Source organism: Candidatus Tisiphia endosymbiont of Dascillus cervinus (genome assembly GCF_964026405.1).
Taxonomy (GTDB): Bacteria; Pseudomonadota; Alphaproteobacteria; order Rickettsiales; family Rickettsiaceae; genus Tisiphia.
This window is the reverse complement of the sequence record NZ_OZ032146.1, coordinates 25,365-51,691: the sequence shown is the minus strand read 5'-3', so window position 1 is coordinate 51,691 and position 26,327 is coordinate 25,365. Positions and strand designations below refer to the sequence as shown.

The window sequence follows — 26,327 nt, the reverse complement described above, 5'->3', positions numbered from 1 at the left end:
CCTTTTTAAGGGAATATCTATAAGTGATTCATCTTCAGAGTTGCTCCACTCTTCCTCTTCAGATTCTGGTATGCTGCTGTTATAAGAGAAAAATCCTTCGTCTAGTGATTGGGGTCGGGGGAGTTTCGAGGCTAAACGTACGAGTAATAGTTTTCTTATCTTGATAATGTTTAGGTTGTTCTGTTTCGATGCTATGTCTGCGAGTAATAATCTCCTTACATTGATTATTACCGTCATTTTCTGTTGCAAATTCTTGAAATTCGTTGTGTAAACTTTTAGTGTTTACTAGTGGTATAGCTTTATCGGTTAGCGTTTCATTATTAGGCTGAGTGGTATCTGATATTAGAGGCATAACAACAGAATCCTCTACTTGGTATGGTAATATCTCTGTTTGCATACTTAAGCTTGGATTTGGAGGTGGGTCATTAAGAGATATATAAGGTGATTTTACTGGCATCAAACTATTAGAAGCTTGAGGTTGTGCTTTGATAATAGAAATAATGCATGCTGCCACATTCTTAAATTTCTTCTTTGGTAAAGTAGGTAATGAATTATTAGCCTCTTTACAATCTAACTTAGATTCAAAATATTTTTTTGTTTCTTCTAACTTGCGGATTTTATCTTCTTTTATATTGATAGCACTTGATAGTTTGTCGTAATGATCTTTTTCTTGGTTGAGTATTGACTCTTGCTGTTCTATGTTACTCATATCCTGTGCCAAATCTTCTAACTTTTGATTTACTTCCTTAAGATTAATATAGAGAGTTTCTTTTGTGTTATCATCGTACCTTAGGTCTTGTGGAGATATGTCTATTTTTTTTAAAATTTTAACTATACTTGAATGATCTGAAAAATTGTCTTCGTAAATACTTTCGGGGTTTGTGTTTACTACGTTATATTCGCTCCCTCCTTGTTTGTTGTTCTCATTCTTCAAATTATCCAAGTATACAGCATCTTGATATGAGGTTTCTTCTAATTCTTTTTTTATTTTTGATAAAGATTCTTCCTTTTCTACCAAAGCCTTTCGTTCAGCGTCTGATTGAGCTTTATCATATTCTTTAGAATTTCTCTTTATTAGTTGCTTTATTGCGGTTAAACCTTTCTCCTTTATACCTTTCCGTGTTTCGTTATCTGATATTTTTTCTTCGATCATTTCTTTCTTGAAACTATAGTTTCTATGTAAATCAAGTAATGTTAAATAATTTGCTTCTAGTAACTTAAGTACTTTTGGGTAATAATTGTTTTGTAAACCAAATTCTTTTTTCAACTCATTGTCATAATCCCCAAATCTGTCTATTATTTGTGAATTACGTGTTTGTTCTAGTCTTTTCAACTCATCACGAGCTTCATCAATAAGTTGCCAAGTTGTTTCTATTTCATTTTCAAAGTATTCTCTATTAATAGTTGGGTTTGGATGATGTAAATTTATTTGCTCATTTCTTAATCCTGCTGCCAAAACATTAGATGTACCAAACCCTTGTAATAAAAAAAACAGAATAAACAAAAAAAGAAAAATTATGCACCTTGTTACTAAATATCTATTAAATCTATTAATAAGAAAATTATTTTGTAACTTGTTAAATAAAACCATTTTATTACCTATCAGTTAATTTATTTATTAAAGATTAATTAATGTTAATGCAATTGTCATAGAGAGGGAAAGTAAAAACTGTATTTATAATTTTATTTTTAAAGAACGATTTACTAATATGTGATAAAAATCACGATTACAGATTAAGTATATTGTTATAAAGCATGACTTTAAATATAAGAGAGTTGCCAAGAAAGAGGTAAAGTAAGGAAAGAATATTAAGTGAAAATGTGATTTATCGACTTCGAATTATTGATCTTTAATTTTAATTCATCAAGGTTGAATGTTATGTTGACAATCGCTCCCCCCTCGTACTTGTTTGCTAACTCTAGTGTTGCACAATGATCTTGTGCTATTTTTTTGATAATGGCTAGCCCTAAACCAGTTCCTTTGGATCTAGTCGTTATATAGGCTTCTGTAGCCCTATCAATTAAATTTGCTTGGAATCCTACTCCATTGTCATTTACTGTAATAGTAATCTGATGGTTAGACTTGGTTATAGAAACAGCAATAACACCTTGTTGAAATCTAGTAAGTCCTATAGATTCTTCGGCATTTTTTAATAAATTAACCATAATCTGATTAATTTGAGTTGTATCACAGATAAAATCTATGTGTTGATCAGTTGTGATGAATTTATATAATATTTTATCATTAATTAATTTTCGTGATTCAACCATATTCTTTATAAGAATTACTAGATCACAATCCATAAATATTGGGGCTGGTAGTCTTGCAAAATTAACAAATTCAGAGACAATTTTTTTAATATCGTCAGTATGACGTACAATCATCTGTATGTATTTGTTGAACTCTGTCTTATCTTCAACTTGATTACTAAATTTCCTAAGTAATCTTTCGGAGGCAAGATGAATAGGTGTCAAAGGATTCTTAATCTCGTGAGCTACTTTCCTTGCTACGTCAGACCAAGCAAGTGCACGCTGAGCTATAACTAGATCTCTTTGTTGATGGTCAATTTGTTTAATCATCCTATTAAAAGCTGAGGATAAAACGCTTATTTCATCTTTATTAACAAGGTCTTCTGGTACTTGAATAGTTAAGTCACCATTTTTAACCTTTTCAGTAGCAATCACTAATTTCCGAATAGGCTTTACTATCTTTGTAGCAAAAATCATTCCCCAGCTTATTGCAGCTAATAGCAGTAATAAAGCAATAAAAATAAATACTATAGAAAATTTGATCTGCATACTGGATATATGTTTTTTAAGACGATAATATTCTTCAGCTGCACCGTTAGTTTTATCAATATGATCAATAATTTTAGCATCAATCAATCTACCTACCAACAAATATATATCATTATGATCTTTAAGTTTTGTAAGCATTCGAATCTTTTTAGGATCAGATTTTATCTCAACAATTTCTCCTAGCTCAGCTCTTTTCATTAAATGAGCTGGAATAGTAGCAAATGAAATTGCGAAACTTAAGAATGTATTAGCAATAACAGTATTAGTAGGTCTATGAAAAACTATAGCTTCATCAAGAGAACGCATCTCAACTTCAGTATTTAATGCTTCATTAAATGAAAGGGGATTATGTATTAGATTATAATACATCTCAGTTAAATCATCAGCGACAGATAATGCTGTTTCTCGTAACTGCAGTTTATGTTCGTCTATATAAGATTCTGCGACTATTATCGACTGATCAAGCACAGCAGAAATCTTTTTATCGAACCAAGATTGAATACCAAAATTAAAAAAATATGCTGAAAACACTGAAACAATAATAGTTGGGATTGTAGCAATCAAACTAAAGGCAATAATGATACGATTTTGTAATTTCGAAGACGTCTCCCTTTCACCTTTATCAATAAAATCTCGTAAAAATTTACGAGCTAATAAAATACCTAAAAGTAAGAATACAGCAAGATCTACTAATATAAGCCCTATAACTCTACTTGGGTCTGGACCAAGAGATTTCGACTCAATTGAAATCACATAATAAGTCGAGCAAGCCAATATAATGGCTACAATTATTAGAACAAATATTAATTTACCGCTACTACAATATTTTTTAAGATATCGATAAAAGTAATTCAACATTTTTATTATTCAAAATCATTTGAGTATGCTAGTTACAATTAATTTTCAAGCTATTATTATATCTAGTTTAAACCTAAGCAAATTCAAGTAACACCTGCCCACTAACCACCTGATCTTTCTCATTAACTAAGATTTTAGCAATTTTCCCATTACGCTCAGCAACAAGTATATTCTCCATTTTCATGGCAGTTAAAACCATAATCTCTTGACCAATAACTACCGTACTACCTTCTTGAATCTTAATTGCAATAATTTGTCCTGCAAGCGGGGCATGCAGCTCTGTTTGCTCTTCTTGGATATTTTTTGTAATCATCAACGCTTCTAGTTCAGACATCCGTGGAGAACGGACATAAGCTTTAACAGTAATACCTGAATGTGATAACATATAACCTGTTAAGATATTGCCAATTTTTACATTGGCTTTTCTACCATTTACAATACAGGAAAAGAGTCTACTACCTAAGTTCCAGTTACTACGGATATAAATTCTATCATTTTCTTGTCTTATATTATAACCATAATCTACTGATTTAATTAAAACTGGAAATAGTTTATCATCAATTGATACAACCCATCTAGTACCGATTTTATTAGTTTGATCGACTATTTGACCAGAAATTAACGAAGCACGTTTTTGCTCCGCAATATAAACAAAAATGGCTGTAGCTAGGAATATTTTAGTGATTTCAGAAGTTAAGCTTGCTCCAGAAAACCCATCTGGATATTCTTCTTCTATAAATGCAGTATTTATATCACCTGCTATAAAACGAGGATGTGATATTACTGCTTCTAAGAAACTAATATTATGAGAAATACCTTGTATTATGTAAGCACTTAAAGCAGAACGCATAACCTCAATAGCTTGTTCTCTAGTCTCTCCGTAAGTACAAAGCTTTGCAATCATTGAATCATAAAACATACTGACTTCTCCACCAAGTCCAAGACCTGTATCCACACGTATGTTAGCATTTTTTGGTGGTTCTACATATTCAGTAATTCTACCGCTAGACGACAGAAATCCACGCATGGGGTTTTCTGCACAAATTCTAGATTCAAACGCATGCCCCTTTAATTTTATATCTTCTTGAGAAAATGATAATTTCTCACCAGCAGCAATTTTTATCATCTCTTCTACTATGTCAATACCAGTGATCAGCTCAGTTACTGGATGCTCAACTTGTAGCCTAGTATTCATCTCAAGGAAATAAAAATTCTTATCTAAATCAACTATAAATTCAACTGTCCCGGCTGAGTAATAACCGACCTTGCTAGATAAAGCTATGGTCTCTTTATACATTTTTTGCCGTATTTCCTCGGTAATAAAGGAGCTTGGGGCTTCTTCAATCACTTTTTGATGGTAACGTTGAATTGAACATTCTCGCTCACCAAGACAAACACTGTTACCATACTGATCAGCTAATAATTGTATTTCAATATGCCTTGGGGACTGAATTAATTTTTCAATGAATAATCTACCATCGCTAAAATTATTTACTGCCTCAAGCTTAGCTGATTCAAAGGCATTAGCCATTTCTTCAGAGTTTTTTACCACTCTCATTCCACGACCACCACCGCCAGCTGTTGCCTTAACTATAACAGGGAAACCTATTTTTTCTGCAATTTCTATGGCCTGATTTATATTGCTGATAGTACCAATATAGCCAGAAACAGTGCTGACTCCTGCTTCCATAGCGATTTTTTTTGCTTCAATTTTATCACCCATTTTCTTAATAGCAGAAGCATTGGGACCTATTAATGCAACTCCTTCCCTTTTTAAGATATTTGCAAAATTTGAATTTTCTGATAAAAATCCATATCCTGGATGTACTGCTGAAGCACCACTTGCTCTAATAGCATTTACAATATTTTTAATTGACAAATAGCTCTCAGTGGCAGGAGAATTGCCGATGTAATAAGCTTCATCAGCATATTGTACATGCATTGAATGTGTATCTGCTTCAGAATATACGGCAACTGATTTAATACTCATCTTCTTTAGGGTTTGCATTATTCTCAAAGCTATTTCACCACGATTGGCGATTAAAATTTTATCAAATAATGGTTTAGTCATAAAATCTCGTGCTTAAGTATACTAAAGTGGTAAGTTATCATGCTTCTTCCATGGTAATTGTATTTTTTTGTTTTGAAGAAAGTTTAGTGCTTTACATATGCGCCATCTAGTATTTTGAGGCTTTATAATATCGTCTAGGTATCCTCTAGATGCTGCAGTGAAAGGAGAAGTAACAGTATCTTTATACTCTTGGATTTTTCGTTTTTTTGATTCTGTATCTTTGCATTCTTCTTTAAATATTATTTCAGCAGCTCCTTCAGCTCCAAGTACTGCAATTTCTGAGTTGAACCACGCGTAATTCACATCACCACGAAGATGTTTTGAGTTCATAACTATATAAGCTCCACCATAAGCTTTCCTAGTAATTATGGTAATTTTTGGTACAGTTGCTTCAGCGTACGCATATAACAATTTTGCTCCATGTTTAATAATTCCGTTATGCTCTTGATCAGTGCCAGGTAAAAAACCTGGTACATCAACTAGAGTTACTATTGGGATATTAAACGCATCACAAAAACGAACAAACCTTGCTGCCTTTCTTGATGCGTTAATATCCAAACAGCCAGCTAAATGTAATGGTTGATTCGCAACAAATCCTATAGGTCTTCCTTCCATATAACCAAAGCCGATTATAATGTTTCTAGCAAAATCTGGTTGCAGCTCAAAAAATTCTCCTTCATCAACAATACGCTCAATTAATTCTTTCATGTCATAAGCTTTGTTCGGAATGCTTGGGACTAAGGTGTTTAGGGACATATCAACCCGATCAGCTGGGTCTTCGGTACGACGATGTGGTAGGGGACTGCGATTTGATAGAGGTAAAAAATTAAAAAACCTTCTAGTTTCTAGAAGTAGCTCTATATCATTTTTAAAAGCAAGGTCAGCAACACCACTCTTTGTAGTATGCATTTTTGCCCCGCCAAGTTGTTCTTGGCTTACTTCTTCACCTGTAACAGTTTTAACTACGTCTGGTCCTGTTACAAACATATAAGAAGTATTTTTAACCATGAATATGAAATCTGTTAAGGCAGGAGAATAAACAGCACCACCAGCACAAGGTCCCATAATTAAGGTGATTTGTGGAATAATACCGGAAGCAATTACATTACGTTGAAATAATTCTCCATAACCAGCGAGAGCATCGACTCCCTCTTGGATTCTTGCTCCTCCCGAATCATTTATCCCAATAACTGGGGCTCCTACCGCCAGAGCAGAATCGAGTAGGGAACATATTTTTTTAGCATGATACTCACCAAGGGATCCACCGAATACCGTAAAATCTTGGCTATATACAAAAACCAACCTGCCATTTATGGTACCATGTCCAGTTATTATACCGTCCCCTAGGAATTTTTTGTCGTTCATGCCAAAATTACTGCATCTATGTTCAACAAACATTCCTGTTTCTTCAAAACTCTCAGGATCTAGCAATACTTCTATTCTTTCTCTTGCAGTAAGCTTACCTTTTTTATGTTGTAAGGCGATTCTCTTTCCCCCTCCACCTTGACGGGCATTATTACGCTTTTCATCAAGTGATTCAGGAGAATTTACAATATGTTGATTCATTATGGCTATACTTAGTTCATTATAAAATCATAACCTGTAGTATAATAATAAAATGTCGAAAAGATAGTAGAAATTTATTTGAATAGTTATAGAATACAGTGAAGAACTTAAAAAAGTTTATAGGAAGGGTTTTATAACAAAGGAAAAGCAGCAGAAATTGCAAAATAGTGGGAGTAAATTTAGTGAGAGTAAATTTCAAAAACTGTCTAGTGCTTTAAAACAGAATATAGCAAGAAGAAAAAATAGTCAAAAAGTTCATATCGAGGATAAAAACAAAAGTGAAAATAATTAAGATCGCACCTTCGTTACTGTCAGCAGATTTTGCTAATTTGCAAAAAGAAATCAGTTCTTTGGAAGAAGCTGGCACTGATATGATCCATATAGACGTTATGGATGGACATTTTGTACCTAACTTAACATTTGGGCCTCCTATAATAAAAGCTTTAAGACCTCACACTACATTACCATTTGACGTACATTTAATGATTAATAACCCAGAATATTCGATTAAAGACTATGCTAGTAGTGGAGCAGATATTATCACTATCCATCCTGAAACCACTATCCATCTTGACAGAACTTTAAGTACTATTCAAAATTTAGGGTTAAAAGCTGGGGTGGCATTACTTCCCTCTACAAGTCCAAATTCTATAGATTATATTATTGATAAAGTAGATATAATTCTAGCAATGACCGTAAACCCCGGTTTTTCTAGCCAAAAGTTTATAGAGAATCAGCTAGAGAAAGTCAAAATTATTTCGGAAAAAATTAAAAATTCCGGCAAAAATATATTGCTTTCTGTAGATGGAGGAATAAATGATGTTACCGGTAAGAACTGTATAAAAGCTGGAGCTGATGTTTTAGTATCAGGTAATTTTATTTTCCAATCAAAAGATTATAAAAAACAAATAGACTTACTAAGACATTAAATATTGATGGAGAGTATTGCCATGTTCCTTAAGCCATAATCTAGCCAACTTATAGTCAGGATAAAGTCTTGCTACTAAATTCCAAAAACGAGGACTGTGATTCATTTCAATTATATGACATATTTCATGGGTCACTAAGTATTTTAATATTTTTTTTGGAGCAAAAATAAGACGCCAATTAAAAGCAAGTACAGCCTTACTAGAGCAGCTTCCCCATTTGCCCTTATTATTCATAATTTTAATTTTAGTAAAGTTTATATTATGTTCTTTTGCTAGAAGAGTAGCCAGTTTTGTGGTTTCTAGTAACAACATATCTTTTAAAAACCTTACTAAAGTACTTTTGTGTTGTGAGGGTAAAGAATATATCTGAATAACATCATCCGTGATTTGTACTTTTTTATAATCTGCATCAATATTTAATAACGAATATACTTCGTCAAAGACTGTTATTGTGTTATAATCAAAGGGGGGCTTGTTTAAGAATTTTTGCAGTTTTTGCCTAACCCAAGATTCTTTTTCTAACAAAAATTTATATCCTGTATTAAAATTTTTATTAGGTAAAACTAATTCAGCTCCTGTGTGGTTTATTCTAATGCTAATTCGTTTAGCTTTAGTACTATATCTTACTGGAATGTTAATATCAGACCCTAGTTTATCTAAAGTAATCTGCTGATGTTTCATGTTTAAAATCTAATTTCAAAATTATTATTAATATAATATATTGATAATTCTAGTTAATTAAATTTATTAAGAGTAACTTAATTATGCATACTTTATCTTTTAACGTAGATGATCAGTTAAATGAACAAATTGAAACTTTTGCTAAAGTGCATGACCGTAGTAAAGCCTATATACTAAGAAAAGCTGTAGAGTTATATTTAGTCGATCAAAATGATCTTACAATTGGCAGGCAAGCTTTAGATGAGTTTTATAACGATGGTTTTAAAACTTATTCATTAAATCAAATTAAAAAGGAAAATGGCTTATAGTATTCTGTTTACGGATCGTAGTAGAAAACAATTTTCAAAATTAAATAAAGATACACAACAACGTATAATTCACTAGACCTCTTTCGAAACTCGCTTGTGCTGAGGGATTTGAAGGAGACGCGGAACGCAGAACCGCAGCGTACTCTAATGTACGTGAGGATTCGAGTACCGCATCGACGTACAAATCACCAGCAGAAGTAGAGTTTCGAAAGAGGTCTACTATTTGGAAAGCAGAATCTCTATTAAATCCTCATGATTTTGGCAAAAGTCTTGTTGGAGAGAAGAAAGGTCTTTGGCGTTACAGAGTTGATGATTATAGAATTATTTGCAATATCAGTAATAACGAATCGCTGATCTTGGTTATTGATGTAGGACATAGACGTGAAATATATGATTAAAACCGATGTTAGCACATCTAAATACTAGAAATTACGGAGGCTAGAGGACTCTCGCTTATCATCTCAACGCCGTTATTAAGCCTATATAGCTGCAAAGTTCAAATTACTCTGTATTTAAAATCTAATATTATTTTATAGCCAATGATAGTATCATATGATACTATCATTTTATGAGTGAAAAACCACCTTTTCAAGTAAGTAATAAAATACTTACATTACTGCAAGATATTGCATATGAGCTTGGTATTCTATCCGGAGCTAAGCTTTCTTTGCCTGCAGTAAAACTTAGAAAAAGTAACCAAATAAAGACTATACATTCTTCTTTAGCAATTGAAGGTAATAGTTTAAGTTTAGACCAAATAACCGATATAATTGATGGAAAACCGGTGCTAGGTCCTAAAAATGATATTATTGAAGTTAACAATGCCATTAAATTATACAATAATTTACATAAATTAAATCCATTATCAATAGATTGTTTACTAGAGGCACATAGATTATTGATGCAAGAGTTAATAGTTGATAATGGCTATTTTCGAGCCAGCGGAGTTGGCATATTTAAAGGCAATGAAATATCTCATATAGCTCCTAAAGCTAGTCGTGTCCCATTATTAATGGATAAATTATTTCAGTTCATAAAAGAAAATAAGGATATTCCGTGGCTAATTAAAGCTTGCGTATTTCATTATGAGCTAGAATTTATCCATCCTTTCTCAGATGGTAATGGACGAATGGGTAGGTTATGGCAACAATTATTATTAATGAAAGCAGAACCAATTTTTAAATATATTTCGGTAGAGGTACTAATAAAAAACGAACAAAGTGAGTACTATGACGTTTTAGCTGAGTGTGATAAAGTAGGGGAGTCTACCTTGTTCATTGAATTTATGGCAACACAGATACTAAAAGCTCTGCAACTATATGTTAATAATGTAGTATCGCAAGTCAAAACTCCTAAGTCTAGGTTAGAATTTGCTAAAATAAAATTACCAAATAGTTGGTTTTCAAGGAAAGATTATATTCTGTTACATAAGGATATTTCTTCTGCGTCGGCCAGTCGTGATCTAATCTTTGGGGTTAAGGAAGGTATCCTAACTCATAAAGGTATAAAAAATCAAACTTGTTATAAATTTCAATAATAGACTCTTCCGTTAAATTAAGTTATAAAAGAAATCTAGAAAGAATGAGTGGATATATTAATGGAAAATTATGATCTAGCGATTATTGGTGGTGGACCAGGTGGTTACGTGGCTGCAATTAGGGCTGCACAACTAAATAAAAAAGTTGTGTTGATTGAGAAGGAGCATTTAGGGGGAGTTTGCTTAAATTGGGGTTGTATACCAACAAAAGCATTGCTTAAATCAGCTGAATTATTTCAAAAAATTAGACATGCTAAAGATTATGGTATTATAGTAGGTGAAGCAAGTTTTGACCTAAAAAAAATAGTACAGCGTTCTAGAGATATATCGACGCAGTTAACATCTGGTATTAAATCTCTGCTAAAAAAAAATAAGGTTACGATAATTGATGGCACGGCTAGCCTAGGAACAGGCAAGGTAGTAGAGATCAATAATAATGGTCAAAAAATTTTGATTAAAGCAAAGGACATAATAATTGCAACAGGTGCAAGGTCTAGAATCTTAGATGGATTTGAGCCGGATGGCAAGCAAGTTATTACCTCCAAAGAGGCTATGGTTCTTGATAAATTACCAGAATCTATGATTATCGTTGGATCAGGAGCGATTGGTATAGAATTTGCTTCATTTTATAATGCTTTAGGAACAAATGTCACTGTAATTGAAGTGCAAAATAGGATATTACAGGCTGAAGATGAAGAAATTTCTTTAATGGCACGAAAAACTTTTGAAAAAAAGGGTATAAAAATTCATACTAATAGCAAATTGTTAAATCATAGCCAAACACAAGATCATATCACGATTGAAGTTGAGATAGAAGGCAAAAATCACAAGATACAAGCTGAAACTTTGCTGATGGCAGTTGGTATAGTTGGCAATACGGAAAATCTTAATCTAGAAAAAACTAATATCAAAATAGATAGAGGTCATATTATTACCAATCAGTTTATGCAAACTGATGAACAGGGAATTTATGCAATAGGCGATGTCACATCAGCACCATGGCTTGCCCACAAAGCAAGTCATGAAGGTATTATTGCTGTAGAAACTATTGCGGGGCTTAAAGCTCATCCTATAGAGAAACGTAATATTCCAGGCTGTACTTATTCCTCACCTCAGATTGCTAGTGTAGGACTTACTGAAGAACAAGCGAAAAAAGCTGGTTACCAAGTGAAAATTGGCAGATTCCCATCTATCGCTAATGGTAAAGCCTTGGTTGATGGTTGTACTGAAGGGATGATTAAAACGATTTTTGATGTAAAGACTGGTGAATTGTTAGGAGCCCATTTGATAGGCAAAGAAGTTACCGAACTAATTCAAGGTTATGTGATTGCTAGAACTATGGAAGGTACAGAGCTTGATTTAATCAATACTATTTTCCCTCATCCAACTTTATCTGAAATGATGGGTGAGTCAGTATTGCAGGCTTATGGTAGAGCTATTCATATATAATTAAAAAAAATTCTTTTTGTTACTTAGTGGTAAGCATAAATTATGTTATAAATTGTCCTAGAATTAATATGAGGAAAAAAAAATGAGTAAAATGAACAGTGAAGATTATGGAGTTTATCCACCAAGGAGGAGAATAAACATTGTTATGCAGCATGGCGTGTCATTTGGTGCGGCACTTGCTATGGCTATTTCATTTAATATAAACCACTCTGTATTATGGGCAATCGTACATGGCTTGTTTTCTTGGCTGTATGTGGTTTATTATTGTTTGATTTAGTTTTATACTCAGATAGAAAATCAAGAATTGCGTCGTCATTATCCAAGATTCTAGAGGTGTTCACGTACTATATGTACGCCTAGCACCTCGACTTGGTAATTCCTGCTACTATCATGATTTTGATTCTATCGTCTATCAACTCTTCATTTACGAGCAGTATAAAAATATAAGATATAAAAACATAATGATTAACAATAAATTAGTACGTAACTATACTTCTGCTTTATTTGATAATGCATTGGCAAGTAGCTTGGAAGATAAAATATTACAGCAGATTACCATTATTAATCAATTTATCGAGGATAATCCGCAAATCAAGGCTGTTATATTTTCTCCGATAGTAAAGGATATTGACAAATGTAAAATAATTGAGTTAATTACAGAAACCTTTAATATCGAATCTATAGTTAAGCGGTTTTTGTTAATATTACTAAGGCATTCACGTATGCCTATTTTATCAAACATAATAGTATTATACCAACAACTACTTAATAACAGCAGAAATATTAAAATGGTAAAAGTAACTTCTTCTAAATCTTTGCAAACTAGAGAGAAAGAATGGTTAACAAAATATTTAGCAGATGAGTTTCAGCAGAAGGTTGCTATAAATTTTCGCCAAAGTCAGTCAATTATTGGCGGTATTGTTGTGCAATATGATAGCATAGTTAGGGACTATTCTATTGCTGGAATGTTAGAAAAAATAACGAAAACCTTGAAAGCTACAAAGATAACAAGCTAATTTGATATAAGAATTGTTAATTCTTATATCAAATTGAGGTACAAAGATAGGTTAAATAAATTTTATATGAGGAATAACTATGGGGTCTACCCAACAATTAAAGGCTGTCGAACTTGCTGAAATATTAAAAAAAGAAATTGCTAATATTGATCAGCTTAGTGATTTACGAGAAGTAGGGCAGGTTGTAACAGTTGGTGATGGTATAGCTAGGGTATATGGTATCGATAATGTGGAAGCTGGCGAGGTAGTTGAGTTTGCGTCAGGAGTAAAAGGTCTAGCTCTTAATCTTGAAACAGACTCTGTAAGTATTGTATTAATTGGTAGTGATCGAGAAGTCAAACAAGGTGATACGGTAAAAAGAACTGGGAAGATTTTACAAGTACCAGTTGGTAAGTCGTTGCTTGGTAGGGTCGTTGATGGTATGGCAAATCCTATTGATGGTAAAGGCGAGATTATAACTGATACATATAGGAATATAGAGGAAAAAGCTCCGGGGATAATTGTTAGAAAAAGTGTTACAGAGCCGGTGCAAACGGGCATTAAAGTAATTGATGCCCTAATTCCTATTGGTAGAGGTCAGAGGGAGTTAATTATTGGTGACAGGCAAATAGGTAAAACCGCTATTGTTATCGATACTATTATTAACCAAAAACAAGCTCATCTTGACGGTGATGAAAAAAATAAAATTTATTGTATTTATGTAGCTATTGGTCAAAAAAGATCGACTATTGCACAGGTAGTAAAAAGATTAGAAGACTCAGGAGCAATGGAATATACCACAGTTGTGGTAGCTACTGCCTCTGATCCTGTTGCGTTACAATATGTTGCCCCTTACACTGGTTGTAGTATTGGTGAGTATTTTCGTGATAATGGTATGCATGCACTAGTTATTTACGATGATTTAAGTAAACATGCTGTTGCTTATAGACAAATCTCACTATTACTTAGAAGACCGCCGGGACGTGAAGCTTATCCAGGAGATGTATTTTATCTACATTCTAGGTTACTTGAACGAGCAGCAAAAATGTCAGATGAATCTGGTGGTGGATCTCTTACGGCTTTGCCAATTATTGAAACCCAAGCAGGTGATGTTTCCGCATATATTCCAACCAATATTATATCAATTACTGATGGACAGATTTTTTTAGAAAATGAGTTGTTCTATAAAGGTATCAGACCAGCGGTAAATATTGGTATATCCGTGAGTAGGGTAGGATCAGCAGCACAAGTAAAATCTATGAAGCAAGTGGCAGGAAATGTGAAACTTGAGTTAGCACAATTTAGGGAATTAGCAGCTTTTTCTCAGTTTAGTTCAGACTTAGACGTTTCAACTAAACAACTTATTTCACATGGTACAAAGCTTAGCGAAATATTGAAGCAGGATCAATATAGCCCTTTCCCTGTTGAGGAACAAGTGGTTAGTCTTTATGCTGGGGTAAGAAATTATCTTGATAGTATTCCTGTTGAACGAATAAAAGAATTTGAGCATAGAATGCTACAAGAAATAAAACTGAGTGAAAACGATATTTTAGTATCTATTAGAGAGCAAGGACAAATTACTAAAGAAATAGAACAAAAGTTAAAAATTTTCTTAGAAAATTTTGTGCAAAACTTTAATGCTTGTTCACTCGATAATCAAGTTTTTCCTTAACCGTCATCGCGAGGCATCTTTAGATGCCGTGGCGATCCAAGTAAACAGCGAAGCTGTTTTTTTAGAGTAACGCTTCGCGTATCCTAGATTGCCGCGTTGTCGCTTTCAGCGACTTCTCGCAATGACGTATTTTTTAATAATTCTAAAAAACTTAATTATCGAGTGTTCAGTAAGTTAAATCGACTTCAGATTAAGATTAATTAGGTAGCTATGTCAGGTTTAAAACAGTTAAGATCTCGTATTAAGAGCATTACAACAACGCAAAAAATTACTAAGGCTATGCAGATAGTTTCGGCTACTAAGTTTACAAAAGCCAAAAACCAAGTTAAGGACTCAGAGGATTATATTGGGATTCTGCAGGGTATAATGTCTAGCGTGGCATCTAGCAATAATTTACAGGATATGCTTATCGAACAGAAAAAATTTTTTTCGGAAGGATTATTAGACCAAGGTGACGTGAATAGATCTCTTGCAGAATTCGCTTCTGCTAGGGAATTTGCAGAAGCCACGGAACGCAGAACCGCAGCGTACTTGAGTGTACGTGAGGATTCGAGTACCGGAGCGACGCACAAATTACCAGCAGAAGTAGAATTATGCAAGAGGTCTAATATAAATAAGTTACATTTACTAATAGTAGTCACCTCCGAACGAGGTTTGTGCGGAGCTTTTAATTTTTTACTGTCCAAGCAGGTAAAATCTGATATTGCAAATTTGGAAAATGTTGGTAAACAAGTAAGGCTTATTATTATTGGCAAAAAGGGTTATGATGCATTTAAGGGGCAATATTCCCATTATATTGATAATTATTATGAGTTTCCAAAAGCTCATAATAATAATTTGTCATTTCAGGTCAAAGAAAAACTGATGGAGATGGTAGAGGATTCTAGAATTAGCAATTGTCAAATATATTTTAACAATTGTAAAAATGCTATGATACAGATTCCAACTAAAAAGCAAATATTGCCAATTGAAAAACAGCTATGTTCAAATGAGAAATATTTGAGCTATGAATATGAAGGTGAAGGGCTTATTTTGCATATGATTAATCTTTATGTATCGGCTCAAATTAATTATGCTCTACTACAAAATAGAGCTAGCGAAGAAGGAGCTAGAATGACAGCAATGGATAATGCAACAAAAAATGCTAAGGAGCTTATTAATAAATTAACACTAAAACTTAATAGATCTAGACAAGATCTGATTACTAAGGATTTGATAGAGATTATTGCAGGGGCAGAAGCCGTATAAAAAATAAATTAAGGTAAAATATGACAAAAACTATTGGCAAGATTGTGCAGATTATTTCAGCTGTAGTCGATGTGCAGTTTAGTAGTGATGGTAAATTGCCAAAAATTCTCAATGCACTTGAGTGCAATAATAATGGAGAGAAAGTGATACTAGAAGTATCACAGCATATAGGAGACGATATTGCTAGATGTATATCTATGGGACCAACAGAAGGGTTAGTAAGAGGGCAAGAAGTAATAGATACAGGTGAGACTATTAAGATACCTGTCGGTATTGGCACACTCGGACGCATAATAAATGTGGTTGGTGTACCAATTGATGAAAGAGGTAAGGTTGATTCAACTGACTTTGCTTCAATTTACAAACCAGCTCCAAGTTTTGTTGATCAATCAACTGAAAGAAACATTTTGGTTACAGGGATTAAGGTCATTGATCTTTTAGCCCCTTATTCAAAAGGAGGAAAAATTGGGTTATTTGGTGGTGCTGGGGTAGGAAAGACAGTGTTAATTATGGAACTTATTAATAATATAGCAAAAGCACATGGGGGATATACGGTTTTTGCAGGAGTTGGGGAACGGACTAGAGAAGGTAACGACCTTTATCACGAAATGATTGACTCTGGGGTAATTGATTTAAAAAATCCCAAAAAATCTAAAGTAGCTCTTGTTTATGGGCAAATGAACGAACCACCCGGTGCAAGAGCTAGAGTTGCTTTAAGTGGTCTTACTATAGCCGAAAGTTTCAGGGATTTAGATGGAGGACAGGATGTCTTGTTTTTTGTCGATAACATTTTTCGCTTTACTCAAGCTGGTTCTGAGGTATCAGCCCTTTTAGGCAGAATACCTTCAGCAGTTGGTTATCAACCAACACTGGCAACAGATATGGGAGAGCTACAAGAGCGTATTACTTCAACAAAGCTTGGATCAATTACCTCTGTGCAGGCTATTTATGTGCCAGCAGATGACCTAACTGATCCTGCTCCTGCTGCCTCTTTTACCCATTTGGATGCTACTACCGTACTTAGTCGACAAATTGCTGAGCTTGGTATTTACCCGGCAGTAGATCCACTTGATAGTAGTTCACAATTACTAAATCCGGCAATTGTTGGAGAGAAACATTATTCGGTTGCTCGTGAGGTACAAAAAGTTTTGCAGACATATAAGTCTCTGCAAGATATAATTGCCATTCTAGGAATGGATGAGTTATCGGAAGCAGATAAATTAACCGTTACTAGGGCAAGGAAAATTCAACGCTTTTTATCTCAACCTTTCCATGTTGCCGAAGTATTTACAGGTATAGCTGGAAAATTTGTCAGTTTAGCTGATACTATTGAAGGGTTTCATGGGTTGGTTTCTGGCAAATATGACTATTTACCAGAAGCTGCTTTTTATATGGTTGGTAGCATTGATGAAGCAGTAGAGAAAGGTGAAACACTTAAAGAAAAAGTGGCATAATGAATAAAACAATTAGAGTTAAAATTGTAACGCCAGTGAATGTTGTGTTTGACATGGAAGCTCGGATGATAACAATGCCGGGAGAATTAGGAGAATTTGAGGTTTTACCAGGTCATGAGTTATTGATTGCAAATTTAAAAGATGGATTGACAAAAATTACAGTAGATAATTCTGTATTTAAGTACTTTATCTACTCAGGGTTAGCTGAGGTCACGTGGACAAATGTAAATATAGTAACAGAGTTTGCTGTTGATACTAGTAGTTTGCAACTACATGAGATAATTAGGAAAATAGACTCTTTAACAAAAGAAATAGACGAAGAAATTGATGATACAAAAATTGATATTATTAAATTGGATATTGCTAGATATGAATCTTTGCTAGCTCATATTTAAAGAATTAAACAATTCTTCAAAGCAGAAGAGTATATAACATCATAGTACACATTTTTCTATAATCGTCATAGCAAGGCTCTTTAGATGCCGTGGCGATCCAGGTAAACAGCGAAGCTGTTTTTTTTAGAGTAACGCTTCGCGTATCCTAGATTACCGTGTCGCCGCTTTTTCGCGACTCCTCGCTAATAGACGATCAGCAGCCATTTTAATAGTGGTTATATAAAAAATGTAGATACTATAGATATAACATCCTTCTAGGCTATTTTCTTAGATACCAGCCGGCCTTTACGCCTGAGATGATATCAAAAGTGCATGGATGATACCCTAGGCTATTAAACCGATGTCTTACATCTATACTTGAGGTTAATGATGATAAAGTGTACTCGTAAAATTGAATTTGATGCAGGTCATAGAGTTGTTGGACATGAGAATAAGTGTCAATTTCTACATGGTCATCGTTATGTCCTTGAAGTTACAGTGGAATCAAATGTTACTGATAATCTTGGTATGGTTATAGATTTTGGTTACATGAAGTCAATAATACAAAAGTGGATAGATGATAATTTTGATCATAATATTATATTACACCAAAATGATAGAGAAATGGGGGATAGAATATGTGACTGGACTGGTCAAAAAATATATTATATGCAGGAAAATCCAACTGCAGAAAATATAGCGCTATACTTAAAATTGAATATTTTACCAAAATTATTTACTAATAGTTCTTTTATTATTACAAAAGTCAAATTATTTGAAACACCTAATTGCTTTGTTGAGGTATAAGTGGTACAAAGATGTTGTGTGATTTTAACTACGACCAAATGACCAGCAGGTGGTAGACAAAATAACAACTAGCTTATTGGAAGAAAATCTAGCTGCTTGCATACAAGTAGATAATATAGTCAGCTATTTTAAATGGGAAGGCAAGATATCTTCTGTGCTAGAATATCGTATTGTGATAAAGGCTAAGTCTGATAACTACAATACAATAGAAAAGGTGATTACTGATATACATAATTATGATCTTCCTCAAATAATAAAGCTCGACATTCAAGATGGGCTGTCTAGCTATTTAAATTGGGTAACTCAAAGTATCTAATTTTAAGAGAGTGTTTATTAGATCTAAGATTTACTCAAACTATATAGTCCAATGCTTCCTGAGTTTAAGTCAGCGATGTTATACTCTTCTGCTTTGAAGAATTGTTTTTTGAAAATATCATGGATTCGCATGCGTAATTATACTATATGTACACCTAGCATGCTCACCATTCATTTTCAAATCCAATTCTTCAAATCATTTGAGTATATCTAGAATTCCAAAGTTGGTGTCATCCTGAACACAAGTGGATATTATCTTGAATTTATTTCAGGATGACGTCGGATCAAAACACTCTTTAAATTAATTAAGTAGAACAATGAAATTATGGAAAAAAGTTACCTTGGGATTAATCCTAGGTATAATGTTTGGTATATATTTTCCTGAATATGTATCTTATATAAAACCGGTAGGAGATATTTTTTTGCGTTTGATCAAAATGATTATTGCTCCTTTAATATTTTTTAGTTTAGTAGCAGGCATAACTAGCATGAGTGACCCTACTTCTCTTGGCAGAGTAGGAATAAAGGCTGTTACTGCTTTTTTAGGAACTACTTTTTTTGCCGTAGTTTTTGGTCTTACAGTTGCTCTTGTATTAAAGCCAGGTCATGGTGTTCATATTAACTTTGATGTTGCCTCAAATATTTCACAAGAGAAATCCTTTAATATGATTGATTTTTTTGTGAATATTGTGCCTGATAATGTCGTAGGAGCTTTTGCCAATTCTAATGTTTTACAAATTGTATTCTTTGCAATATTTTCTGGACTTATACTAAATAAAATGGGAACTAGTGCTGCACCTGTTAAAGATTTATTTCATAGATTATCAAAAATGGTATTAAAAATGATCTCAATGATCATTCAACTTTCTCCATATGGTGCATTTGCTTTAACGGCTTGGGTAGTCGGTACGCAAGGTTTTGATGTAATGATTAGTTTATCAAAATTAGTTGCTGCCGTAGTGATTGCCATGATATGTCAATATGGTATTTTTGGTGCGTTAATTTATGTATTTTGTCGAATGTCACCATTACCTTTTTATAAAAAGAGTTTGGAATACCAAATACTTGCCTTTTCTACTTCTAGTAGCAAAGCAACGCTTGCTACAACTATGCAAGTTTGTCGTGAACGTCTAGGCATCTCTGAATCTAGCACTTCTTTCATATTGCCACTTGGGGCATCGATAAACATGGATGGGTTTGCTATAAATTTGGCTCTTACCACCATATTCTTTGCTCAAATGATGGGTATAGATTTAGCGGTGCATGATTATTTAGTCATTATTATTACCTCAACTCTTGGATCTATAGGTGGTGCTGGTATTCCAGGAGCCTCTTTAATAATGCTACCTATGGTTCTGTCTTCAATCCATTTACCGATTGAAGGTGTTGCTATAATTGCTGGAATTGATAGGATATTAGATATGTTACGTACCACCATTAATATTACAGGTGATGCAACAATTACCTTGATTATTGATAACAGTGAAGGTACTTTAAACAAAGAAATATATAATTCAGTTTAGGTCTGTGAAGTGGTAATAAGATAGCTATTATATTGATTATAGCTCATATATATTATGATTGATTTAAGTCTATATATTAGTTACTCACCTTACGCATAACCCCTATGGCAATTTAAAAGTCATAGGAAAAACAGCCTAGCGTCATTGCGAGGAGTCGCTGTAAGCGGCGACGTGGCAATCTTGTGAAGGATATCTTACTTCATGAAATCGCCACGTCACCTAAAGATGCCTCGCGATGACGGTTAAGAAAAAACTTGATTATCGAGTATTAGTGGGTAACATAAAATATGATAAAAGAGAACATATGACAAATAATGGAATTAAAACTTTGGAAAATGTTGAATTAAAAATAGGTGATAAGTCTTTTAATTTACCAATAAAAAAAGCATCGATTGGTCAAGATGTTATTGATGTTAGCGGTATATATTCATTAACAGGCTATTTCACTTATGACCCTGGTTTTATGTCTACAGCAGCTTGTAAATCTGCAATGACGTACATAGATGGGGATCAAGGGATATTAAGACATCGAGGATATGATATTAAAACGTTAGCAGAAAAAAGTAATTTCTTAGAAGTCGCCTATTTACTGTTAAATGGTGAATTACCAACCACTAATCAGTATAAATCTTTCTCTCAGAAAATTACTAATCACTCTTTGGTTAATGAGCAGCTTAGAAGTTTATTTATGGCTTTCCGTCACTCAGCTCATCCTATGGCAATTATGTTGGCTGTGGTAGGATCTTTATCTGCATTTTATCCAAGTTTTTTAAATGTAGAAGAAAATGAACGCGAGTTAGCTGCTATTAGAATGATTGCAAAAATGCCAACTATTGCAGCAATGGCATATAAATATTCAATAGGTCAGCCTTTTATATATCCTGATAATAGTTTAGATTTTACTGAAAATTTTCTCCATATGATGTTTGCGACGCCTTGTGAAAAATATAAGGTAAACCAAGTAGTAAAGAACGCCTTAGATAAAATATTTATTCTCCATGCTGACCATGAGCAAAATGCTTCCACTTCAACAGTACGTTTAGCCGGATCATCCGGTGCTAACCCGTTTGCCTGTATCAGTACTGGCATAGCATCTTTATGGGGACCAGCACATGGCGGAGCAAATGAGGCAGTAATTAATATGCTGAAAGAGATTGGGACAATAGACCGTATTCCACAATATATTGCAAGAGCAAAAGATAAAAATGATTCTTTCCGCTTAATGGGCTTTGGTCACCGAGTCTATAAAAATCATGATCCAAGAGCAGTTGTACTTAGAGAGACCTGCAAAGAAGTATTAGATGAATTAGGAGAAAATAATAACCCATTACTCCAAATCGCTACTGAGCTTGAAAAAATTGCTCTCAATGACCAATATTTTATAGATCGTAAGCTTTATCCAAACGTTGATTTTTATTCTGGTATTATTTATCAAGCTATGGGGATACCATCACAGATGTTTACAGTGCTTTTTGCTATAGCAAGAACTGTTGGTTGGATGGGACAATGGAAAGAGATGCATGAAGATCCTGAACAAAAAATTAGCAGACCTCGGCAATTATATACTGGGTATGTACAAAGAGAATTTATTCCTTTTGATAAAAGATAATTATAGTAAAATCCTATATAGATAAAGCTAATCCGAGAAGGTTTAAGCATAGTATCCTACATTTCTTTATAATCGTTATCGCGAGGCATCTTTAGATGCCGTGGCGATCTAGGTAAACAGCGAAGCTGTTTTTTTAGAGTAACGCTTCGCGTATCCTAGGTTGCCGCGTTGCCGCGTTGCCGCTTTCAGCAACTCCTCGCAATGACGCTCGGAAGGCCTCTTAACAACAGTGGCATAAAAAATGTAGGGTACTATGGGAGCAGAGTACCGGGATCATGAATAAATTACCAGCAGAAGTAAAGTTTCGAAAGAGGTCTATTATGTTTAGACGTCATTAGGCTAAATTGTCGTAGCTAGTCACCTCACAATGACATTTGTGGATATTTAGCTATTATCATTCTGCCAATAGATTAATTGACTCCTCTACACCTACAAGAGCAACATCGCAGTTACTGTTTTGTCTGTCATTAGTATTTAGATTTTCAGGAGTACTGACGAGATTTGAAGCATCATGACAAGATAAACTATAGTTTGGCTCAAAACCATTCAAATTTCTTAAAGAATCATATAACCTTGAAAACGAATTTGCCTGTGCACAAGCAAATAACCACTCTCCTGTGTCAACATCTGAATCACTGATGGCTTGCCCTAGGGTTTTAAGGAATTGTATTGCAGTCATCAGATGTTTTATGCTGTAATAGACTTAATACCAAGTCAAATACTGCACATTCATGCAAATTTTCATTTACTTGCTTTAAATTATAGTCATCGAAAGACCGTAAGATAAGACCGTAACACCTAGAAAAACTACCTGCGTTTATTGCATCCAGCAAATCACCACTAACAGCTGAAAACAACTTCTTTGAATTATTTTTTTTACTGGTTTTAAAATCTTCTAAGTCTAGTATTGTTAACATGATATCTTTTAAAATAAAATTATGAAACTAATTGCACCATTAACATGATTAGTAACATAATTAGTAAAAAGCAATTTTGCAAGTATTATTTCCCTGGAATATATGCTCAGGTAGAACTTCAAGAATTGGCGTTCCCGCGACCAAAGATCGAAGCTGCTCCGTTACTCATGTACGCTACGCCGCTCGACTTTGCTACTGCCTAGCTCTTCTTGAAGTTATACTATCGTCTACCAACTCTTCATTTACGAACAGTATACCATAATCAAAAAGACAAAGATGACAGTTATTTCACTTCGCCTTTTCATCTCCAGGTAATACATAACTTGGTCCTTGCCAACTTGATGAAAAATCAAATTCTCTATATGGTTGGTCGAGTTTCACTGGCTCATATACTACTTTTGCAAGATTCTCATCATATTTAACCTGCACGTAACCCGTTAATGGGAAGTCTTTTCTGAGAGGATGACCGACAAAATCATAATCTGTTAGAATACGACGATTATCATGACTCCCAGCAAAAATTACTCCAAACATATCATATGCTTCGCGTTCATACCAGCAAGCAGCACTAAATATTTTGGTAACTGAGGGGATTATGTCATGTTCTCCAGCCTCAATTTTTACTAATATACGTTTATTTAATTTAAGACTCAGTAAATTATACACTATCTCAAACCGATTAGAGCGGTTTAGGAAATCAGCAGCAAATATATCTGTTAGCACAGTAAAACGCAAATCCTCAGATTCCTTAATTGCCGATAAAAATGGTAGCAAACTTTCTATACCAGCTTTATAGCTAGTAAAATGTATATTCAAATCATTTATAGGCAAAGCAGTTATCTCAAGCTCCTGATTTTTTATTAAGTCGTCAATGATATTTTCCATTGTCACCTTCTCTAAATCTAGTAGTTCTTCTAATCTTCTTTTGTAACTGCATTAAACCATAAATCAAAGCTTCAGCAGTTGGAGGGCAGCCTGGCACGTATACGTCTACTGGAACAATCTGATCACAGCCACGTACTACTGAGTATGAATAGTGATAATAACCACCACCATTGGCACAGCTTCCCATTGACAGAACCCACTTAGGTTCAGTCATTTGGTCATAAACTTTTCTAAGAGCCGGAGCCATCTTATTTGTTAATGTCCCTGCAACTATCATTAAATCAGATTGACGAGGGCTTGGTCTAAACAACATGCCAAAACGATCCATATCATAGCGGCTAGCAGCAGCTTGCATCATTTCTACTGCACAACATGCAAGACCAAAACTCATAGGCCAAAGTGAATTAGATCTAGCCCAGCCTATCAAATCGTCGAGTTTAGTTATAAGGAATCCTCGATTTGAAATTTCTTCTTCAAGGAGCTTATCTTGATCATATAGATCTATCTTTGCTTGCATGTCATTACTCCCAGTCTAAAGCTCCTTTTTTCCATTCATATACAAAACCGATGGTAAGTACCAATAAGAAAAACATCATTGAGAAGAAACCAAATTTACCAATTTGTCCAAGCGTAATAGCCCATGGCACCAAAAAAGTTATTTCTAGATCAAAAATAATAAATAAAATAGCTACTAGATAAAAACGTACATCAAATTTGCTTCTAGCATCACCAAAAGGTTCAAATCCGCATTCATAACTATCCAACTTAGCCTTATTATATTTTTGAGGAGCTAAAAGCCTTGGCAATGTAACTATTACCAATGACAAAACTGATGCTATACCAAAAAACACAGCTATAGGCAAGTATTCCTGTAAAATATTAGATGTTTCCAACATTAGTAATTATACTCCTGTGATTTTGAAAGAAGTAACTTAAACAAAATCATCGCTCCAAAAGAGCTGCAAACCCACCATATTTGCCAAATGTTAAATGAAATCATACCTATTATATAATAATTTATAAAGCAAGCATAGGCAACTGACTTGTAATTTAATACATCTATACTCTTCTGCTTTGAAGAATTGGTTTCGCAAAACTGCGGGGTATTCGCGTATTCACGTACTTCATGTACGCTCCGTTCGCTCACCCCTTGTCTTACGTTCCAATTCTCCAAATCATTTGAGTATACACCTATTTTTTTGTTATTTTCAGTCGTTCGATTTATTTTACCACTTTTAGAAGACTGCACTAAGGATATATTACTAATTTTTTGAATATATTTGTAAATTAAAGATAAAAATAATATCAAACCTATTAAGCCCGTTTCCAATAAAATTTGCATTATATTATTATGTGGGTGTAGAGGAAGGGGAGACCACGTCCACTGATTATAGCTAATCATTTGTTTCTCATCAATTTTAAAATTTCTTGATGAAGCAAATCCATGACCTAAAATTGGTTTCTTGATAATTTGTTCAGCAACAAAGTGCCAAATAAATACACGGTGCTTAGCAGAGTCTGGTAGAAACTTGGCATAGTGATCTGAGGCATAATGTGGTTGTATTTTATAGGCAATTATCGGCATTAATATTGAACCAGATATCATAGCAAGGGTAAATAATTTCAAAAAAACAGATTGCAGTGATTTGGTTACTAACAGCCTATTTGTTAAAAATACTAATCCAGCTACGGTAAATGCTAAAAAGCTTGCAAGGCTATCTGAGATATAGAGCAAATAAAAAATTATCAGGTAATATATTAGTGCTAATAAATATCTATGATATGATATAATTATAGCTATCGCTACCCATGAAAGAACTGATAATAAAGAACACCCACGGTCAAGAATGAATAAAAAGAATTGACTTGAAGATTTTGGCTGAAAAATAGTACGGAAAGCCCTTGTTATAATACCGTGAGATGCGTATTCTATAAAAAACAAAGCAATTGCTGCTATTATTCCTATAATAAAGTATATTTTTATTTTACTTATATTTATGGATAATTTGTCAATATTGCTATTTACGATAAATCCTATTAGAACAATTAAACAAACCTGTAGATAGTTAAATAAAGAGGAGGGGTAATTAGGTGAATAAAAATTTGTTATAAGACACCAAAGACAAAATAGTAATTCCAGTTTCCAATTGGATAACAAAGTTTTTTTAATAGTGGCGTATTTAAAATGAATAAAGATTTTATCTCGCAAAGCAATTAATATAGTTAATAACAACAGAGGAACTGTTACTGCAGCAGAAAAACCAGAAATCAATCCAACTACTGGAAATAGCATTACTAAAATGTAAAACAGGGATTGTATCATTCTTAAA

Annotated in this window: 26 protein-coding genes; 15 read left to right on the top strand and 11 right to left on the bottom strand. The window is 33.8% G+C overall.

Going from position 1 to position 26,327, the window contains the following annotated elements; genetic code table 11:
- Positions 1 to 79 precede the first annotated feature (79 nt).
- The 4 genes from AAGD19_RS00255 to AAGD19_RS00240 all read right to left on the bottom strand — a co-directional run bounded on the left by AAGD19_RS00255 (position 80) and on the right by AAGD19_RS00240 (position 7,294).
- The gene (locus AAGD19_RS00255; RefSeq protein ID WP_341747828.1) at positions 80 to 1,591 is read right to left on the bottom strand and encodes a hypothetical protein; all 1,512 of its coding nucleotides are present in this window, start codon (positions 1,589 to 1,591) and stop codon (positions 80 to 82) included.
- A 218-nt stretch (positions 1,592 to 1,809) separates the two neighbouring features.
- The gene (locus tag AAGD19_RS00250) at positions 1,810 to 3,657 is read right to left on the bottom strand and encodes a PAS domain-containing sensor histidine kinase (protein WP_341747827.1); all 1,848 of its coding nucleotides are present in this window, start codon (positions 3,655 to 3,657) and stop codon (positions 1,810 to 1,812) included.
- 73 nt (positions 3,658 to 3,730) lie between these two features.
- Complete coding sequence (locus tag AAGD19_RS00245; RefSeq protein ID WP_341747826.1) at positions 3,731 to 5,728, bottom strand: acetyl/propionyl/methylcrotonyl-CoA carboxylase subunit alpha; 1,998 nt, start codon at positions 5,726 to 5,728, stop codon at positions 3,731 to 3,733.
- Positions 5,729 to 5,749: 21 nt separating this feature from the next.
- A complete protein-coding gene (locus tag AAGD19_RS00240; RefSeq protein ID WP_341747825.1) occupies positions 5,750 to 7,294 on the bottom strand; it encodes an acyl-CoA carboxylase subunit beta in 1,545 nt (514 codons plus the stop codon).
- Positions 7,295 to 7,572: 278 nt separating this feature from the next.
- Between AAGD19_RS00240 and rpe the strand changes: the two genes are divergently transcribed.
- Positions 7,573 to 8,223, top strand: a complete 651-nt coding sequence (gene rpe / locus AAGD19_RS00235) for a ribulose-phosphate 3-epimerase (RefSeq protein ID WP_341747824.1) — start codon at positions 7,573 to 7,575, stop codon at positions 8,221 to 8,223.
- Here rpe and AAGD19_RS00230 read toward each other — a convergent pair.
- Complete coding sequence (locus AAGD19_RS00230) at positions 8,212 to 8,904, bottom strand: SprT family zinc-dependent metalloprotease (RefSeq protein ID WP_341747823.1); 693 nt, start codon at positions 8,902 to 8,904, stop codon at positions 8,212 to 8,214. The two genes, rpe and AAGD19_RS00230, sit on opposite strands and share 12 nt — an antisense overlap.
- 83 nt (positions 8,905 to 8,987) lie before the next feature.
- Here AAGD19_RS00230 and AAGD19_RS00225 point away from each other — a divergent pair, with 83 nt between their 5' ends.
- From AAGD19_RS00225 to AAGD19_RS00160, 14 genes are all read left to right on the top strand, one after another.
- On the top strand, positions 8,988 to 9,212 hold the full coding sequence (locus tag AAGD19_RS00225) for a DUF6290 family protein (RefSeq protein WP_341747822.1): 225 nt from the start codon (positions 8,988 to 8,990) through the stop codon (positions 9,210 to 9,212).
- 221 nt (positions 9,213 to 9,433) lie between these two features.
- The gene (locus AAGD19_RS00220; protein ID WP_341748503.1) at positions 9,434 to 9,610 is read left to right on the top strand and encodes a type II toxin-antitoxin system RelE/ParE family toxin; all 177 of its coding nucleotides are present in this window, start codon (positions 9,434 to 9,436) and stop codon (positions 9,608 to 9,610) included.
- A gap of 170 nt (positions 9,611 to 9,780) precedes the next feature.
- Positions 9,781 to 10,749: a Fic family protein gene (locus AAGD19_RS00215; protein WP_341747821.1), complete on the top strand. Its 969-nt coding sequence runs from the start codon at positions 9,781 to 9,783 to the stop codon at positions 10,747 to 10,749.
- 60 nt (positions 10,750 to 10,809) lie between these two features.
- Entirely contained in the window at positions 10,810 to 12,198 is a 1,389-nt protein-coding gene (gene lpdA / locus AAGD19_RS00210; RefSeq protein WP_341747820.1) for a dihydrolipoyl dehydrogenase, read from the top strand.
- Between the two features lie 82 nt (positions 12,199 to 12,280).
- Positions 12,281 to 12,475 (top strand): hypothetical protein, encoded by a 195-nt coding sequence (locus AAGD19_RS00205; protein ID WP_341747819.1) that lies wholly within the window; start codon positions 12,281 to 12,283, stop codon positions 12,473 to 12,475.
- A 184-nt stretch (positions 12,476 to 12,659) separates the two neighbouring features.
- Positions 12,660 to 13,214 (top strand): ATP synthase F1 subunit delta, encoded by a 555-nt coding sequence (gene atpH / locus AAGD19_RS00200; protein ID WP_341747818.1) that lies wholly within the window; start codon positions 12,660 to 12,662, stop codon positions 13,212 to 13,214.
- A gap of 79 nt (positions 13,215 to 13,293) precedes the next feature.
- On the top strand, positions 13,294 to 14,865 hold the full coding sequence (gene atpA, locus AAGD19_RS00195; protein ID WP_341747817.1) for a F0F1 ATP synthase subunit alpha: 1,572 nt from the start codon (positions 13,294 to 13,296) through the stop codon (positions 14,863 to 14,865).
- Between the two features lie 210 nt (positions 14,866 to 15,075).
- Entirely contained in the window at positions 15,076 to 16,113 is a 1,038-nt protein-coding gene (atpG, locus tag AAGD19_RS00190; RefSeq protein WP_341747816.1) for an ATP synthase F1 subunit gamma, read from the top strand.
- Positions 16,114 to 16,133: 20 nt separating this feature from the next.
- A complete protein-coding gene (atpD, locus tag AAGD19_RS00185; protein ID WP_341747815.1) occupies positions 16,134 to 17,567 on the top strand; it encodes a F0F1 ATP synthase subunit beta in 1,434 nt (477 codons plus the stop codon).
- Complete coding sequence (gene atpC, locus AAGD19_RS00180) at positions 17,567 to 17,962, top strand: ATP synthase F1 subunit epsilon (protein ID WP_341747814.1); 396 nt, start codon at positions 17,567 to 17,569, stop codon at positions 17,960 to 17,962. The genes atpD and atpC overlap by 1 nt, the downstream gene beginning before the upstream one ends.
- A gap of 369 nt (positions 17,963 to 18,331) precedes the next feature.
- The gene (locus tag AAGD19_RS00175; protein ID WP_341747813.1) at positions 18,332 to 18,748 is read left to right on the top strand and encodes a 6-pyruvoyl tetrahydropterin synthase family protein; all 417 of its coding nucleotides are present in this window, start codon (positions 18,332 to 18,334) and stop codon (positions 18,746 to 18,748) included.
- Positions 18,749 to 18,797: 49 nt separating this feature from the next.
- Positions 18,798 to 19,064, top strand: coding sequence for a divalent-cation tolerance protein CutA (gene cutA, locus AAGD19_RS00170; RefSeq protein ID WP_341747812.1), 267 nt, complete (start codon positions 18,798 to 18,800; stop codon positions 19,062 to 19,064).
- A gap of 316 nt (positions 19,065 to 19,380) precedes the next feature.
- Positions 19,381 to 20,586, top strand: a complete 1,206-nt coding sequence (locus AAGD19_RS00165; protein ID WP_341747811.1) for a dicarboxylate/amino acid:cation symporter — start codon at positions 19,381 to 19,383, stop codon at positions 20,584 to 20,586.
- Positions 20,587 to 20,890: 304 nt separating this feature from the next.
- Complete coding sequence (locus AAGD19_RS00160; protein ID WP_341748502.1) at positions 20,891 to 22,195, top strand: citrate synthase; 1,305 nt, start codon at positions 20,891 to 20,893, stop codon at positions 22,193 to 22,195.
- A 394-nt stretch (positions 22,196 to 22,589) separates the two neighbouring features.
- Here AAGD19_RS00160 and AAGD19_RS00155 read toward each other — a convergent pair whose 3' ends face one another.
- The 6 genes from AAGD19_RS00155 to AAGD19_RS00130 form a co-directional block, all read right to left on the bottom strand.
- Complete coding sequence (locus tag AAGD19_RS00155) at positions 22,590 to 22,874, bottom strand: hypothetical protein (RefSeq protein ID WP_341747810.1); 285 nt, start codon at positions 22,872 to 22,874, stop codon at positions 22,590 to 22,592.
- The gene (locus AAGD19_RS00150) at positions 22,852 to 23,112 is read right to left on the bottom strand and encodes a hypothetical protein (RefSeq protein WP_341747809.1); all 261 of its coding nucleotides are present in this window, start codon (positions 23,110 to 23,112) and stop codon (positions 22,852 to 22,854) included. The genes AAGD19_RS00155 and AAGD19_RS00150 overlap by 23 nt, the downstream gene beginning before the upstream one ends.
- Before the next feature lie 288 nt (positions 23,113 to 23,400).
- The gene (locus tag AAGD19_RS00145) at positions 23,401 to 24,003 is read right to left on the bottom strand and encodes an NADH-quinone oxidoreductase subunit C (protein ID WP_410520812.1); all 603 of its coding nucleotides are present in this window, start codon (positions 24,001 to 24,003) and stop codon (positions 23,401 to 23,403) included.
- The gene (locus AAGD19_RS00140; protein ID WP_341747808.1) at positions 23,981 to 24,514 is read right to left on the bottom strand and encodes an NADH-quinone oxidoreductase subunit B family protein; all 534 of its coding nucleotides are present in this window, start codon (positions 24,512 to 24,514) and stop codon (positions 23,981 to 23,983) included. Before AAGD19_RS00140 ends, AAGD19_RS00145 begins: the two co-directional genes overlap by 23 nt.
- Positions 24,515 to 24,518: 4 nt before the next feature.
- Entirely contained in the window at positions 24,519 to 24,893 is a 375-nt protein-coding gene (locus tag AAGD19_RS00135; protein ID WP_341747807.1) for an NADH-quinone oxidoreductase subunit A, read from the bottom strand.
- Complete coding sequence (locus AAGD19_RS00130) at positions 24,893 to 26,320, bottom strand: O-antigen ligase family protein (protein WP_341747806.1); 1,428 nt, start codon at positions 26,318 to 26,320, stop codon at positions 24,893 to 24,895. The genes AAGD19_RS00135 and AAGD19_RS00130 overlap by 1 nt, the downstream gene beginning before the upstream one ends.
- Between the last annotated feature and the right edge of the window lie 7 nt (positions 26,321 to 26,327).